This window comes from Pedobacter sp. (genome assembly GCF_041645105.1).
Taxonomy (GTDB): domain Bacteria; phylum Bacteroidota; class Bacteroidia; order Sphingobacteriales; family Sphingobacteriaceae; genus Pedobacter.
The window spans coordinates 1-15432 of sequence record NZ_JBAZQQ010000015.1 but is presented as its reverse complement, the minus strand read 5'-3'; the positions used below and the strand labels follow the sequence as shown (position 1 = coordinate 15432).

General features: G+C 40.7%; 18 protein-coding genes. 17 read left to right on the top strand and 1 reads right to left on the bottom strand.

Annotated features, from left to right (window positions below):
* Nucleotides 1-77: 77 nt before the first annotated feature.
* The 12 genes from WC623_RS24515 to WC623_RS24460 all read left to right on the top strand — a co-directional run bounded on the left by WC623_RS24515 (nucleotide 78) and on the right by WC623_RS24460 (nucleotide 9970).
* Entirely contained in the window at nucleotides 78-863 is a 786-nt protein-coding gene (locus WC623_RS24515; protein ID WP_372856166.1) for a hypothetical protein, read from the top strand.
* Nucleotides 864-877: 14 nt separating this feature from the next.
* Nucleotides 878-1075, top strand: a complete 198-nt coding sequence (locus WC623_RS24510) for a hypothetical protein (protein ID WP_372856164.1) — start codon at nucleotides 878-880, stop codon at nucleotides 1073-1075.
* Nucleotide 1076: 1 nt separating this feature from the next.
* Nucleotides 1077-1562, top strand: coding sequence for a hypothetical protein (locus WC623_RS24505; RefSeq protein WP_372856162.1), 486 nt, complete (start codon nucleotides 1077-1079; stop codon nucleotides 1560-1562).
* A complete protein-coding gene (locus WC623_RS24500) occupies nucleotides 1559-2818 on the top strand; it encodes a phage tail tube protein (protein ID WP_372856160.1) in 1260 nt (419 codons plus the stop codon). The genes WC623_RS24505 and WC623_RS24500 overlap by 4 nt, the downstream gene beginning before the upstream one ends.
* A 9-nt stretch (nucleotides 2819-2827) precedes the next feature.
* A complete protein-coding gene (locus WC623_RS24495) occupies nucleotides 2828-3241 on the top strand; it encodes a hypothetical protein (RefSeq protein ID WP_372856158.1) in 414 nt (137 codons plus the stop codon).
* Nucleotides 3242-3479: 238 nt separating this feature from the next.
* The gene (locus tag WC623_RS24490; protein ID WP_372856156.1) at nucleotides 3480-5489 is read left to right on the top strand and encodes a hypothetical protein; all 2010 of its coding nucleotides are present in this window, start codon (nucleotides 3480-3482) and stop codon (nucleotides 5487-5489) included.
* Between the two features lie 20 nt (nucleotides 5490-5509).
* Entirely contained in the window at nucleotides 5510-6259 is a 750-nt protein-coding gene (locus WC623_RS24485; protein WP_372856154.1) for a hypothetical protein, read from the top strand.
* Between the two features lie 71 nt (nucleotides 6260-6330).
* Entirely contained in the window at nucleotides 6331-8001 is a 1671-nt protein-coding gene (locus WC623_RS24480; protein WP_372856152.1) for a discoidin domain-containing protein, read from the top strand.
* Nucleotides 8002-8011: 10 nt separating this feature from the next.
* On the top strand, nucleotides 8012-8647 hold the full coding sequence (locus WC623_RS24475) for a hypothetical protein (protein WP_372856150.1): 636 nt from the start codon (nucleotides 8012-8014) through the stop codon (nucleotides 8645-8647).
* Nucleotides 8648-8900: 253 nt separating this feature from the next.
* Complete coding sequence (locus tag WC623_RS24470) at nucleotides 8901-9200, top strand: helix-turn-helix domain-containing protein (RefSeq protein WP_372856148.1); 300 nt, start codon at nucleotides 8901-8903, stop codon at nucleotides 9198-9200.
* A gap of 90 nt (nucleotides 9201-9290) precedes the next feature.
* Nucleotides 9291-9482 carry a hypothetical protein gene (locus WC623_RS24465; protein WP_372856146.1) on the top strand — a complete coding sequence of 64 codons (192 nt, stop codon included), beginning with the start codon at nucleotides 9291-9293 and terminating at the stop codon, nucleotides 9480-9482.
* A 164-nt stretch (nucleotides 9483-9646) separates the two neighbouring features.
* Nucleotides 9647-9970: a hypothetical protein gene (locus tag WC623_RS24460; RefSeq protein WP_372856144.1), complete on the top strand. Its 324-nt coding sequence runs from the start codon at nucleotides 9647-9649 to the stop codon at nucleotides 9968-9970.
* Between the two features lie 517 nt (nucleotides 9971-10487).
* On the opposite strand, the gene WC623_RS24455 is transcribed toward WC623_RS24460, so the two are convergent.
* A complete protein-coding gene (locus tag WC623_RS24455; RefSeq protein WP_372856168.1) occupies nucleotides 10488-10661 on the bottom strand; it encodes a helix-turn-helix domain-containing protein in 174 nt (57 codons plus the stop codon).
* Between the two features lie 175 nt (nucleotides 10662-10836).
* On the opposite strand from WC623_RS24455, the gene WC623_RS24450 reads away from it, so the two are divergent.
* The 5 genes from WC623_RS24450 to WC623_RS24430 all read left to right on the top strand — a co-directional run bounded on the left by WC623_RS24450 (nucleotide 10837) and on the right by WC623_RS24430 (nucleotide 15300).
* The gene (locus WC623_RS24450) at nucleotides 10837-11715 is read left to right on the top strand and encodes a hypothetical protein (RefSeq protein WP_372856142.1); all 879 of its coding nucleotides are present in this window, start codon (nucleotides 10837-10839) and stop codon (nucleotides 11713-11715) included.
* Nucleotides 11716-11967: 252 nt separating this feature from the next.
* Nucleotides 11968-12966 (top strand): hypothetical protein, encoded by a 999-nt coding sequence (locus tag WC623_RS24445; RefSeq protein ID WP_372856140.1) that lies wholly within the window; start codon nucleotides 11968-11970, stop codon nucleotides 12964-12966.
* Nucleotides 12953-14686, top strand: coding sequence for a DnaB-like helicase C-terminal domain-containing protein (locus WC623_RS24440; RefSeq protein WP_372856138.1), 1734 nt, complete (start codon nucleotides 12953-12955; stop codon nucleotides 14684-14686). Before WC623_RS24445 ends, WC623_RS24440 begins: the two co-directional genes overlap by 14 nt.
* Nucleotides 14679-15146, top strand: coding sequence for a ribonuclease HI (locus WC623_RS24435; protein ID WP_372856136.1), 468 nt, complete (start codon nucleotides 14679-14681; stop codon nucleotides 15144-15146). The genes WC623_RS24440 and WC623_RS24435 overlap by 8 nt, the downstream gene beginning before the upstream one ends.
* Nucleotides 15147-15156: 10 nt before the next feature.
* Nucleotides 15157-15300, top strand: coding sequence for a hypothetical protein (locus WC623_RS24430; protein ID WP_372856134.1), 144 nt, complete (start codon nucleotides 15157-15159; stop codon nucleotides 15298-15300).
* Nucleotides 15301-15432 lie beyond the last annotated feature (132 nt).

Below are 15432 nucleotides of genomic sequence, written 5' to 3'. Positions count from 1 at the left end.
GACCGAGGAGAGAACGCAAAGGCAATGGAAGAATTAGATAGAGTGATTAATCTGCTTTACGCAGAAATAAAAATAAAATGGAGACAAAGGACATGAATTATTGGGAAACGAAAGGAACGATTTTGATGGGTATTGCTCTTGGATTGTTTTTGTTAATGATATTATGTTTAGGGCAATGTCATGCCAGCGGGGAGGTGTCCCTGATCCTCAATGATGTAGTCCCCACTCAAGACTGGCCAGGATCTGAAAAATCCTCATCAGCATTGGGGCTGACGGCAGACTACAACAAGAGTGTTAAGGCTGGGAGCATGACGACAGTATCTGGCAATATCAAGATCGATTACAGCCATCGGAAGATTGAGGGCAGACCGGCTACTGGAAAAGATGAGATCAGGTGTAAGTTTGATGTTGCTAGGGATAGAGATAAAATTGGGGTTAAGACATTTCTATCTGCCAAAACCTATACTCATTTTAAGAGCGATAAATACAATGTTTACCTCAAGTATGGAATCGGGCGGGCGAAAAGCATCCCCTTTGTTGTCCAAGGGACAACCAAATTGATTGTTTTGGATTATGCCACTAAGGTGTCCATTTCGCAGAATTGGCAGGAAAATGGGGCAATGGCTGCAAAATTAGGGGCACTATTAGAGATTGACGCTGCTATCAAGGCAGGGAATTGGACAGTATCGATGGATGATGGGGGCATTTTTTTTGCTGGTGGTCGGTCGATTGAATTGCCGTTAGCGATTGAGTTTGTTAAAAGACCATTGTTTGTCCGGCAATCTTGGTTGGTCAGAGGGAATGAGGAAAGGGCAGGATGTTTGGGAACTTTTGAAGCAGGGATAAGAATTGGTATCAAATAATAATGGAGGATATTATGGCAGACACAATCAGAATTATGTATAATGGCAAGGGCGAAACTGTACAGAATCGTTTTGGTATATTCCCCACAGGTGAGATCAAGGAAATACCGAGAACGGTGGGGAAGGAGATACTAAAATACCAAGGGTTCCAAGAGGAAGTACAAACAGAGAAAGAAGAAAAGCCAAAAGTAAAGAAAAATATAGAGGGATAGTATGTCGCATAATATCGGGGATGTATACGGCGGTGGTAAAATATTTTATATATCACCGGATGGATTGACAGGGTTAATCGTTGCACCAGAAAATCAAAGTACCGGTATCCAATGGTATAACGGAATAAATATAATCACTGGTGCAATAGATACCGCAATAGGGACAGGACAAGCGAATACAGCCAAGATTATTGATGCACAAGGTGTTGGTAGTTACGCAGCACAACTTTGTAATGATTTAATATTGGGTAGGTATAATGATTGGTTTCTGCCATCAAAAGATGAAATACACGAATTATATCTGCAAATGCATATAATAGGTATTCCTCCAGATTCTTATTGGAGTTCAGTGGAAAAAATGAGGTTGCAGCATATTATAAAGAATTTTGTGATGGTGGATGGTATATTTTTGGGGCGGGGAAGAGTGCAACAACTAATGTACGAGCTATTCGTCAAACAACATTTAATCAAGGAGGACAAAATATGAGTTATAACGGGCATAGAAGTCAAGTAGGATTTCAAATTGAGGCAGTTCCAGGGGTAAAAGCGGCAACCCTAAAGCCATATTCTTTGGATATTAAAATGCCTATCGGGTTTAGGATCGAACGGGATATGATTGATAGAGAGGTAGTAAGAGGTGCAGGGTCAAGGATGAAGAAACTGCCCGGGTTAATCAAAGTGCCAGGGTCGTTGAATGCGGAATTATACACACGGCAATCTGGTTGGTGGTACTGGCTGTTGATGGGTGGGGCAACCTCTGTGGCAACCACACAGGCAGCGGATGCAACACTGCAATCGGCTATTGCCATTACCCCTACAAGGTCAATCACTACACAGCCAACAGTTGCAAATAAGCTAAAATTGGATGTGATAGGGGCAACGGCATGGGGAAAAATAACAATTACCGGCACGGACGGACTGGGTAACAACATAACCGAGGCATTGACATGGACAGCGAACGCAATAAAGACAACTTCAAAATGGTTTAAGACTGTGAATGCTGGAGGTATTATTACCAGTGGCTTCACTGGCGGAACCTTGGCAGTTATTGGCAATGCTGGAACATATACCCATGTTTTTACCCTGACAAAACCTATACCAACAATCACAGTTGAAGAAAGCAAGGGCGGTATGCCCTGGACTTACTGGGGTAATGCGTTTACCTCATCAGAGATAAAAATACCCGCGGTTGAAGGCGTGGCTGAAATATCGTGTAACACCATCGGTAGAAATGGCGAACCAAAATCTATTATAGGTGGCACAGAACCAGCGTTATTGTCCGCTATGGCAGATGAAGTATTCATGAACTGGAATATGCAGTTTAAGATTGATGGGGCGGTCGTGAAGGTTCAGAGCATCAACATCAACTTTGATAAACAGCTCAAAGACAATACCTCCGAGATAGGGGATTATTGCCAAGAGGCACTGCCACGGCATGTCAGCGATAATAACAGGCAGATTTCAGGCACATTCAATTGTGCGTTTGAGAATGCCAATTATTATAACAAGTTTATCAATCGTACTCCGGCAAGTCTATCATTGCTGGGGATTAATCAAGCACCGGCTGGACCATATGAAAGCGTTCTGTTTGAATTGCCAGAGGTGGTGTTCGAGGGTACTGACCCCGAGGTTGGAGACATGGGAGAACTGCGGATTGATGTACCATTCTCGGCATTCAGTACCCTTGGTGCGGATGATGAGTTTAAGATTACAATGGTTACAACGCTTGCGAATTTTAGTTAAGGGGGAAACATGACGACATTGGACGATTTGAAAAATCAGATAGCCGAGGCAAGAAAGAACAGCGGTGATGGCATACGAACAATCACGGCAGAGAGTGGCAATGTGTATGAGGTCAGGGCTTTGTCCCCGTGGATGGGGCTAAAGCTGGGGATGAGGCTTGGGGCGGCAAACATCAAGACCATCGACCCAAAGCAACCGATTGACACAAAGCAAAAGGTTGAGGATATTCTAACAGATACCATATTGGATGATTACATCACCAAAGTCTTGGCTTGCGGTATGGTCAATCCTAAATTTGCTAATGATTTTGAGGTCAGGGAATTTATGGAACTATTGCCGGCAGACGCATTGACGATTTATAATGCCATTTCAACAGCAGGGCAGCAAGGCGGCGACATTAATTTGTCTGAGTTTCCTTCGTAACAGTTCAGCGGTTGAAATTGATATGATGGCACAGCGGTATGGCAAGACACCAGCCGAGATACTGGATGAGAGAAAAGACTTGAGCGTGCTGGAACGGTACACCCTCAACTATGCAGTTTTTGGGGCAGGGATTGAGTGGGAAATTGAGCAGCAGAAACGACAACTAAAGGCACAGAATAAGAGATAACAACAAGCCACAGGCGAGAATGCTTGTGGCTTGTTTTGCATGAGGTGGATTATGTCTAAGATAGAAACAAAAATAGTAATATCAGGGGACGCAACAGGGGCTAAAAAAGCCTTCGGTGATGTGAATAGCACGCTTAAAAAAGCTCAAGGGAATATTACATCATTTGTATCTGCCCACAAGGTGGCAATTGCCGCACTTGCCGCAGGGGTGGCAGCAGGAATGGCAACTATGGCATGGGCTATCACCAAAGCTACAAAGGCGGCAATAGAGCAGGAAGAGGCAGAAACAAAGCTCAGAGGTGCTATGCTTGCAACAGGCACATATTCTGTAAAGGTGCATCAATCATGGGTTAATTATGCCGGACAATTGCAGAAAGTAACTACCTATCAGGATGAAAATATAATATCCGCAATGGGGATGATACAGCAGTTTGCGAAACTGAACGATGAGCAGATGAAAAAGCTGATCCCTTCCGTGCTTGACCTCTCCACGGCTTTGGGTATGGATTTAGATTCAGCATCAAAGATGGTAGGAAAAACACTGAGCGGATCGATTAATGCCTTCGCACGGTACGGCATTGAGGTTGATATGTCAGGTACAGCAAGCGAACGGCTGGCATCCTTAACCGAGGCATTGAATAGCAAATTTAAGGGTCAGGCAGAGTTAATGAGGGGAACTTTTGCAGGGTCATTGACCGGGATAAAAATTGCCTATGGTGAAATATGGGAAACGGCAGGCAAGGCGATAACACAGAATACAGCGGCATTACAGGGAATGGTAGCGGTTGAGAAGTTGTTCTGGGGATTGACAGAAGTTGTCGACAAAAATCAGATCGCAATTAGGGGAATGGCACAAAATGGCGTAGGATTATTGGTTAATGGCATTATGCTGGCAGTGCGTGGAGTGCTGGGGTTAAAGGCAGCATGGGGAGAATGTGCCACGATATTTTGGAAGGCTCAAGGGATTGCTTTGGATGGGTTGGTATTATATGATAAGATGGTATATAAAATGGCAAAGGCTATGGGGTCGTCTAATTTAGAAACTTTGATGGCAACATGGGATGCTCATACAAAAATGGCTCTTGAAGTTAAGGCAGCGGCAAGCGAAAACTGGAAGGGCGTACAACAAACAGGGCAGACAATTATTGACTTGGAAAAGATGGTTGACCAATACAACAAAACTGTAGGGAAAATATCTAAGACAGGCAATACAATTACACCACCACGAATAGTAACCCCAACTGGAGAGGTAGAAACGGTGGGTGGTGGTGGTGGCGGAACAACGGCAGATGCTCAAAAAGTATCTGATAAAAAGATAGAAATCAAAAGCAATGAAATGGATCTGATTGAGGCATTCAACAGGAAGGCTGAGGACGATCACGACAAGTCAATGGCAGCAGAGATTAAGAGTATTCAGGATTTTGAGAAGATAAACGAAGAGGCAGACAAAAAGATTGCAGAGAGAAAAGCAAAACGAGCAGAGGACGAACAAAAGCAGCTTGAAGTTGCAGCATTACGATGGACAGCATACCAAAACATAATTGAAACATCAATGTTACAAGCATTCGAAACGGCAAGACAAACAGGAGAGAGTTTTTTTTCTGCATTCGCAAAGGGTTTAGCAAAATCCATCAAACAGTATCTCATGGCAGAGCAAGTAAAAATCATTGCAACGCAAGTAACCGAATTGGCAAAGGCATTTATTACAGCACCGTTGACATTTGGTGCAACATTAGCAGCAGTGGGACCGATAATAGCAGCCTCAGTCGCAGGAATTGCCGCTTTGCAGGCATTAGTCCCGAATTTAGCTGATGGGGGGATTGTCAGGGCAAGACCAGGGGGGACGCTGGTAAATGTCGCAGAGGCAGGGAGAGACGAGATGGTAATTCCATTGGGCAAGGGTGGTATCGGTGGTGGTGGTGTGAATTATTACACATTCAATATCAGTTCCAATATTGATCTGGCACAGGTTACAACTGCAATACAGCGGGGGAATCCATCAGCCATCAATATGGTCAAGGCGATTAATCGGACAGGGTCAAAAGTAGGGGGTGAAGCATAATCATGGCTAATTCAATTTTAATGAGCAAAAACCGCATAGACTATACTTCTGTAATTACCATGTCCAGCGGCACAAATAGTCTGGCTCTATATAATAGGGATAAATCCAACCAGTGGTCGAGCGTTGGGAGTAATGATGGCATTCAGGAAACAATCAGAATCGATTTTAAGACACCACAGCCAATAGACTCATTGTTATTGCTAAATAGCAATCTTCACCGTTTTGATTTGATTGTTGGAGGGGCATGGGGAAGTACCGTTCTTTTTACTGGGCATAACCATAATTCTTATTTTTACCAGTTATCACCTCCTTTTACTCCTGAACAGAAGATTTGTGCTTGGGCAGAATTACGGTGTTATGATACTCAAATACCCAATCAGGAGAAGAAAGTTGGGGAGCTGATGCTATGCGAACATTATTATCAGTTAGCAGTGAATCCCTCATCAATCACGGCACAATACAGGGAAGAATCCAAAGAGATTAAATTGAATGACGGAAGCCTCAAAATGTGGAAGGTATCCGGCAGTGAACGAGCAGGTTTCGATTTTGACTTTGATAAAAAGGTGGATACTGCCATGCTTGCGGCATTAGAGGGGATAAAGAAGACGGCGTATAAGCAACCATTTAATTTGTACATGTTGCCGGACGAGCAGCCAGAAAATGTGTATCTGGTAAACTGGCTTAATAGCTTCAATCCCCAAGTCGAGCAAGCATGGAATGGGGCGGGGTCGAGGGTTTATAGTTTGAAAATGGAATTGAAAGAAGTGTGAGTTGATTTATGAACCTCTGAACCTTTGAACCTTTGAACTCCATAACTTCTGAACTTGGATAAGGTGATACAATGCAAACAGTAACAGAGCTTTTTACAGAGGCAACAAAGCGTGACCACATGTCACCATTCGTGTCCATTTCGTTGTTTGGCTCAAATTTAGCTTTTAAAAAGACAGCCACAGCCTCATCCCAAGCAACCGGATGGGAAGCAGCAAAAGCTGTCAATGCTACGATTGAGGATGGAGACGGCTGGTCATCACAAAATACAGGTGGTGGATCCCCTGTTAGTCCAGAGTGGTTGACGGTCAATATCTTCTGGCAAACAGAGATTGACAAAGTGGTATTGTTCCCACGCACAAACGCAGGGGTAGTGTATGCCTTTCCTGTAGACTTCAAAATACAGACAAGCAATGACGGCACAACATGGACAGATACGGTGGTCAGGACGGCATACCCAAAGCCGAGCAACCAGAACGGGGAGTCGTTTGAGTTTGTTAAGGTTATTTGTCAATATGTCAGGGTAAGCATTAGCAAGCTTGCAGTTGACACGGATGGATTGTATTACGCACGATTGGCAGAAATTCAGGTGATGAAAAAGCCGGTGATGATTTATGAACCTACCAGAGGCAGCAACAACCATATTACCGCAGTTGGGGATATTAGTTGGTCGCTCGATGCCACGGCGATGAATGTCTGGCTTACAGGGAATGTGCGGCTTGAAGCGGATAATTCTGACAATTGCTGGAGCCCCGATAATCCCCAGGGATTGTTCCGGTATCAACAGGCACGAGGGGCACAGGTCAACATCAACGCTGGGTATGTTCTTGATGATGGGACAAAAGAAGTCATTTCTTGTTTTACTGGCTACCTCAAAGAACCTGTCAGACACTCGGACACAATCTCAGGGACTCTTACCGTGTACGATTTCTGGGAAAAATTGTCTAAAGTCAAACTGGACGATCTAAAAGACCCCGCAACCTCAAACTGGTATGCCAACCAGACCATAGATTTTCTGGTCCGGAAGATTTTCAGCCATGCCGGATTTACCAGATTTGAGTATCTTGTTGAGGCAGCGGCAACCGTGATACCGTCGGCTAATTTCGACGGCATGACGGCTAAAGATGGGATTGTGCAACTGGCAGAGGTATGTAATTTTGAAACGGGGATTGATACGAAGGGGACAGGCTTCTTCAGAAGTCGTGAAGTTCAGGACTTAGTAACTTTGGAAGTTCGGAACAAGAAAAACGGGGATAAAAACCTTATCAGTATCAGCAATATTTCGATGGGTTGGAATAATGTGATAAATTGCTTCACGGCTAAAAATGCGGCTGATGTGGAGTTGAAGAAAGAACCGGCAGCCGGTAGACCGAACAGCTTCGACCGATTCGGCTATTTACCACAAGAGATAAGCAACAAATTCTTGAAGCAATTATCGGATACAGAAATTAATGCGGTATTAGCGAAGTATTTTCAGATGTATTCAGAATCGAAGATAAGTCTTGATTGTGATATTGTGTTTGTGCCACAAGTCGAGTTGGGGGATTGTATCAAAATATCTCAACAAGAACCGTCTCCGATGACAGACACACAAGGTGTTTATAATGTAGGGCATTGCTATAACACCGGTAAAACATATGGGTCGGTAGGCGGATTTTTAATTTATAGAAAAAAATGTAAGGTTGTAGGTATAACTCTAAGTTTAACAGACTTCAAAGTTAGCCTAAAGTGTTTAGAAATATAAGGAGGCAAAAATGGCAAATACAGCGTTCCCTGTTGGTGGGTGGAATGATATAACCGAGGCAGGCGATCCGATAGTCGTGGAGACAATCCGCACAGATTTGAATTTTTTACACGCATCGATGGACGATGACCCCTTGATTGGGCACGACCACAGTGAAGCAGGTAAAGGGGCAAAAATAGGGATTGAAGGTTTAACACAGGAGGCGAAGTTAGCTATGAGCGGAAAAGGATTCAAACATTATTTAGTTCCGGCAACGAGTTTATTTCAAGAGGTTAGGGTTCTCACAATACCACACGGTACAAATAGCATCCTTTTGTCTGGGCAAACTCCCATAAATTGGGATTCACTGATAGTTATTAATTGTAGGCTTAAATGGATTATGTCTCTATCCGCAATAGCTTATGGTAATATAGCGTCAGCAAAATTGGAAATATCAGCAGATGGGATAGCATGGACAGAATGTATGGATATTACTGGTGATAGTACTATTCCTTATGCTCAAACAAAAGAGATAGATGGCATTATCAGCGAAACGCAATTGCCTTTTTTCTGGAGAATAAGAGGGGTACATACAGGGGCGTTCGCAGATCCAACAATTACATTGACTTTGGGGGGGTGCCTATTGGAAGGTTCTGTAAATAATTAATCGTTCCCCAGCTATCCATAACCAACCCTCTACCCTCAAACTCGGCTTTCAGGCAGCAACACACTGTCTGGAAGCCGTTCCTGCTTTGTAGGGCATCCTTGCCCCTCAGACCATATTGCCGGCGTTGGCGATATGGTTATAATCCCTACACACGAATCTACCCTTAAAATAATTTCAAAAAAAGTGAAAAAATAGTTGACAAAATGTTATTAGTATGATACAATAGTATTGTTTTATCAAGGAGGAATTAAAAGTGGAATATCTAACAATAACAGAAATAGCACGAATGTATAAAGTGTCCAGACAATCCGTGCATAAGTGGATAAGAGAAAAAGGGCTACCTGCTGATAGGGTAGGCAATCTCTGGAGAATACGCAAAGACAACCTCGCTCTATGGGTAACGGGAAGGGGGGCATATGGATCAAACAGTAAATGGCTTTTTCGATATACTCGGCATAAAAGACAAGCCTACCATGAGCAAGACCATGAGCGATACCTTTTTGGAGATAGCACGGCAGGCACAAGGGATATTAATACCAAAGGATTGCCCTAAAAACTATGAGGGTGTTGGGGATGATACTTGTTGGAACTGCCCAATGTGTCAGCAAAATAAATGCCCGTATGAAAAACGAAGGGGGTAAAAATGGAAGAAATGTATAGTATCAATGGAACATTAACCTGTTCCGAGTATAAGGCAATCTGCAAGGATAACAATGTCGGCATAGAATTTAGCACGAATTTTGAAAATGTTCTCTGCCTGAATGGACGGCATGAGAATATAGTTAATGTGATGGGGATTATCAGGCACGAGGAGGGGAATAAGGATGGCAATTGATACAGCTTTTCACTGTGTGGCATGTGGAAAAGAGATGTGCTACGGTACAGATTGGGACAAGTTTGTTCATGTGTGCGATAATAAGGTATGTATACTTTACGGTATCTTGCAGATAGGCAAGGAGAAAATGGAAGCGTTGGAGGCATTAAAATTGGGGGGACACAATGCTAACTAAAAACGAATATGGTCAGTGGGTCAATAATAAGGGCGAGATATGCGAGGTTAGTGGCGGCATTCTTGCCCCTGCCCCTGAGATAAAGCACCGGAAACATTGCGAGAAAATATCCCATGAAAGGTGGGAGCAGATAAAAACATATTATGCGGAAGGCATGTCCCCTGCTAAAATTAGCGGGATTATGGGAGTGACATCAAAGGCGGTTTGCGATGGATTGCTTTTGAGGGGAATGAGGCAGCGAATAGATCGGGGTTGCTATGTTAGGAGAGGCATTAAGAATGGAAAGCTACTATACACTAAAACAAATATCTGAAATGACCGGCTTGGAATACGGCACGGTACTCATGCTGGTAAAAAATAAAACGATAGGTTCGGTTGACACATATGAGGGCAAGCGGGGATCGGATAGCCAGTTAAAAGAATATTTGGAGAGGGGAAAAAATGACAATTCTACAACAAAAATACCATGACGCTGTATGGGGTGACACCCACCCTGTGGCGGTGGAGATACCGGAATGGAAGGACGAAAAATAATCGAAAATAGTTGAGAAAAATACTAAAAACGGAGGTTAAAAATGACAATATTAAGTTTTGTTCAAATGATATTCAGTAGCGGGTTGCTCTTTTTAAGCTACTGGGCGATTGGTATAGAAGTAGGCAGTTTTTGGAGAATGGGGATTATATCTGCGGTTGTAGGAGTTTGGTATCTTTACGGGTATGTTATGGGGCTTGAGAGCCATTAGCAAGTGCAACAATCTTGATCTGTGTTATGCTCTCTGTGTTTGTTCTTTCCTCTATTCCATATATTATACTAAGGTTATGTCTTAAAGTCAACAAGAAAGTGAGATTAGGCACAAAGCAGTAGCTATGGGAGAGCTGGCGGACTTCTGAAGGGTGCTTCTATGCCGATTTAAAAGTTCCCCAATTTTCCGCATATTGTATCCATCGTGCTTCCATCTGTATATCTGCTTCCGTTCCTCCTCACTTACATGCCGATATGCCATATTTTGCCTCCTCGTATTCTGTTTATCCACGAAGAGGATAACATATTATACTCCCTCCTGTCAGCTCTGTTTTGCTAACAACAAGATGTTGCACTTGCTAATGGGCTGTGCGGGGCATATCGATGGGGAAAATAGTTGAGAATAGTTGAGAAAACCTGCAAGAGGACTAAATAATATGGCTAAAATATTAATAATTGATATTGACAGCACCATTCCCAATCTTGCCCTAAGAAAGATAGAAAAATACCATCTTGATTTAGGTGACACGGTAATATGGAATTTATATCTGGCAAGATTTTCTGTTGATAAAATCTATGTTTCATGTGTCTTTGATTGGAATAAGGAAAAGTGTAAAACATGGGAAGGTTACGCAGATATAGGTGGCAGCGGGTATGATCTATCTAAAAAATTACCGCCTGAGATAGAAGCAGTGAACCCTCATATTAATCTGGGTTTTACTACTCGTGGATGTATCAGAAATTGTTCTTTTTGTATTGTGCCTGAAAAAGAAGGCAATATAAGAATCGTTGGAGACTTGCTGGATTTATGGGATGGGAAGAATAAGGATGTTGTGTTAATGGACAACAATATCCTTGCATTACCTGATCATTTTGAATTAATTTGTAAACAAGCCAGAGATAATAAAATTCGGATTGACTTCAACCAGGGGTTAGACTGTAGGCTTTTAACCCCTGATATAGCATATCTGCTAAAAATCACACCATTAAGAATATACCGTTTTGCGTTTGACCACCCTTCACTGCTTCCTGTTGTAGATAATACAATTACGATACTTAAAAATGCTGGTATTAACCAAGCATTATGGTATGTTTTGGCAGGATTTAACACAACATTTCAAGAAGTTTTAGATAGATGTAATTTTTTGAAAAGCAGAAAACACAATATTTTTATTCAGCGGTATCTTTCCGTGAAGACAGATAGACGATATGTGGCATTAGCTCGGTGGGCAAACCAACACCATATATTCCACTCCATGAGCTGGGAAGAATTTTGTGGGTTGCCGGTGAATAAGCAATACAAGCAGTTGATTTGATGCTGAGAAAATAGTTGAAAATAGTTGAAAATAGTTGAGAATAAATCTTGACAAAAACTTACATATATGGTATATTATATGTATCGGTTTAAGGAGGTAAAAAGATAATGAAATATCAAATTCCAATTTTGGAATGTAAGAGATGTGGACACAAATGGATACCAAGAATCAGTAATACTGTTTTGTGCCCTAAATGTAGGTCTGCAAGATGGAATGAAGAAAAAAAGATGATAAAAAATGAGGGAGTAATTAATGTCTAAAAGATTCACATGCTCTAATAAATGGGATGATGATTGGTATATAAGCCTTTCAAACGACATGAAACTATTGTACAATTATATGGTAGATAAATGTGATTGTGCTGGTGTATTTAAGCCAAATTTTAAGGTTATATCAATATTGTTAGGTATCGAAATTTCTGCATCAGAGGTTTTAGCACAGATAAATAAAGAAAAAGAAAGAATTACAGTACTCCAATCAGGGCATTGGCTTATTTTGGGGTTTATCCCTTTTCAGTACGGTAAATTATCGACAGAAAGCACTGTAGCTAAAGGGGTAATAAAGATATTAACTTTGGAAGGGTATGGTAAAGATATAGATACTCTTATTAAAGGGTATGATAAGGGTATAGATAGGGTATCTAAAGGGTATGATAAGGGTATAGATACTATTAAGGATAAGGATAAGGATAAGGATTATATATCTGAAAGTATAATTAATAATAAAATACCTTTAGGAGAGGACGAAAGTAAAATTAATGAAAATTTTTATTCTGAATTATCAATTTTACTGCTGAAAAAAATCAGAGAGAATGACCCTAAATTTACAATTACAGCAGATAAAATGGAAAGTTGGGACAAGGAAGTTGCTTCACTACTTAAAAAAGATAGCCGAACGGTAGACGAAATAACACAGGTCATCAACTGGTGTCAACAAGATTCTTTTTGGAAAAGCAAAACTATGGACATGAATAAAATAAGGGAAAAATTTAGTCAGTTATTAATACAAATGCAGGAAAGCCAAAAAGATAAACCAGTTTTCAAAACCTACCAACAGAAAGAACAAGAAAGACTTGCAAAGCAGAATGAGTTAAAAGACCAGAAAGAATTAGCAGAGATAAAAGTAGACAAGGAATTGGCTAAAATAGCAAAGGAAATAAAGAACTCAAATCTTTCAAAAAATGACGAGTTTGAATCAATATCATTTGAGGAATTTTCCAAATCACTGGGGGTAATTAATGAGACCAAATGAAGTGCTTAATTTTGTAGAAAAATATAAATGGAAATATTTCACCACAGGCAATCAACTTAATGTAGAAATTTGTCCTTCATGCAAAGACGATAAAAAGCATTTTTATATCAATCAAGTTACTGGATTATGGGATTGTAAAAAATGCTCGGCAAAAGGCAATTTTACACAGCTTATAGGTATGGTTACTGGTATTTATAGTCTCCAAGACTTCGACCCGAACAATGACACCAGAATACCTGAACAGCAACTATTCAAAATATCCCATGAAAAATTACTGGCGAACAATACAGCAATGAAATATCTATCAGATAGAGGATTTACTAAAGAGACGATTAACTACTTCCAGTTAGGCTACCAAGAGATTCATAGCAAAGCATGGTTGTCTATCCCTTATCGGGCTGGAGGTGAATTTATTGGAGCAAAATTAAGAACAATTCCACCGTATGATAAAACTTTTCTCAGGCTTGGTAAATGGGAATCATTTTTATTCAATGATGAATGTATAGATAAATTCAATGCAATTATTATTACTGAATCAGAGACAGATGCCATGATGTTATACCAATATGGATTTAAGAACACAGTATCAGTGCCTACCGGAGCTGCAGGGTCAACAGGTGAATGGATAAAAAGGCTGAGGAACAAAAGAGTATTTATTGTTTTTGATACAGATGCAGCAGGGGTAAAGGGGGCAGAAAGATTATTTAAGAATCTCCCATGTAGTAGCATTATTACCCTTGATTTTCAGGACAAAAAGCTAAAAGATGTTTCAGATTATTTTATTAAAGACAAGAGAACAAGGGAAGATTTTGAAAAATTATTGGCAAACAACACAAAAGAGATAGTAAAAGTTAATGAGGAACTGGAAGGGTTTATGGGATATGTAGACGGATTAAATCAGCAGATAACTAACTTCTCACCATGGAAGAATCTCAACGAGACCATTCACCCAGTAGAGGGTCATCTTGTTACTATAGCTGCCCCTTCTGGTGTTGGAAAAACTACTTTCTGTTTAAATATAGCATTAGAGATGTCCCGGCATACTCCTGTTTTATTTTATTGCCTTGAGATGTCAAAATATGAAATAATGGAAAGGATGATACAAGCAACAATGGAAGTAACTATAGAAGAGGCAAGAACAAGAGAGGTTGCAACAAAGGCATTTAACCAGTTTAAGTATCTAAAACTATACATTAGGGAAAGTGATGGAGTAATAAATCTGCCGAATGTAATTAATAAGATAGAAACTGCGGTTGATATTTTAGGAGTGAAGGCAGTGTTTTTTGATAATTTACATTTTTTATGTAGAGATACGAAAGACCCAAGAATTGAATTGAATAGAGCAAGTAAAGTATTTAAACTGTTGGCAGTCAGACTAAAGATAATCATTTTTATGATAGTCCAGTTGACGAAAAATAAAAATAAACACCTTGTTCAAAGCTCAGATGATATTAGAGAAACAGGAGCGATCAAGACAGACTCGGATATATGTATTGTTTTATATCGTAAAGTTTTAGCCACAACTATAAAAGATGTAGAGGAAGGAGAGGAAGATGCAGAGAATCTCTCACCAATCACGATTGTGAATATTGATAAAAATAGGACAGGGAAAGGGAAAAGAATTAAATTATACTTTGAAGGGGGACATGCTTTTTTTAGAGAAATGTATATTGCTGGCTTATTTGCAGCACAAAAACGCAGGGAGGGTTGCAATGACTAAAATATACACTGATGGTGCTTGTATTCCAAACCCAGGGACAGGGGCATGGGGTGTGGTAATTGTGGATGGTGAAAATATCGAAACATACTCAGGGAAAGTAAACGATACTACCAATATGAGGACGGAAATACAAGCAGCTATTAAAGGGTTAAGCCGATCAACTTCTCTTGAGGTTGAAGTAATATCAGACAGTAAAATAGTGTTAGACGCTTTTCTAAAAAGATGGATATATTCATGGGTAAATGATAACTGGGTTGGCAGATTGAATGCTGACTTATGGAAAAGGTTATTGGAATATTCCAGAGCTAAAGAAATCACATGGACTTGGGTCAAGGGACATTCAGGGGATAAATACAACGAAATGGCGGATAAACTTGCTGACAATCTTTTGATTGATGTTCCGGGTAGAAAAGAGTTTGAGTCAAAGATGGCATATTTTAATAACTTGAAAAAACGATAAGAAGGGGCAGATGAAGGAAACAACAAGAGACATGATGATGCCGATAATAGCTGAATACTGGAAAAATACCAAAGGCAGCATGAAATTAGCTGATCAATGTTTTGAGATGTATGCTAAATGCCAGGAGATATGCCAATGTGAAGGTGAAGAATAATGGCAGAAATATTTAGGATTCATTACCAGGGAATTGCAAGCGTTGAGGATAACGGAACAGTTTAATCCAAAGGATTACTACATCCCCCGCACCAAAACCGCCCTTCTCCAATCCCTGAAAGATTTGGGCGTG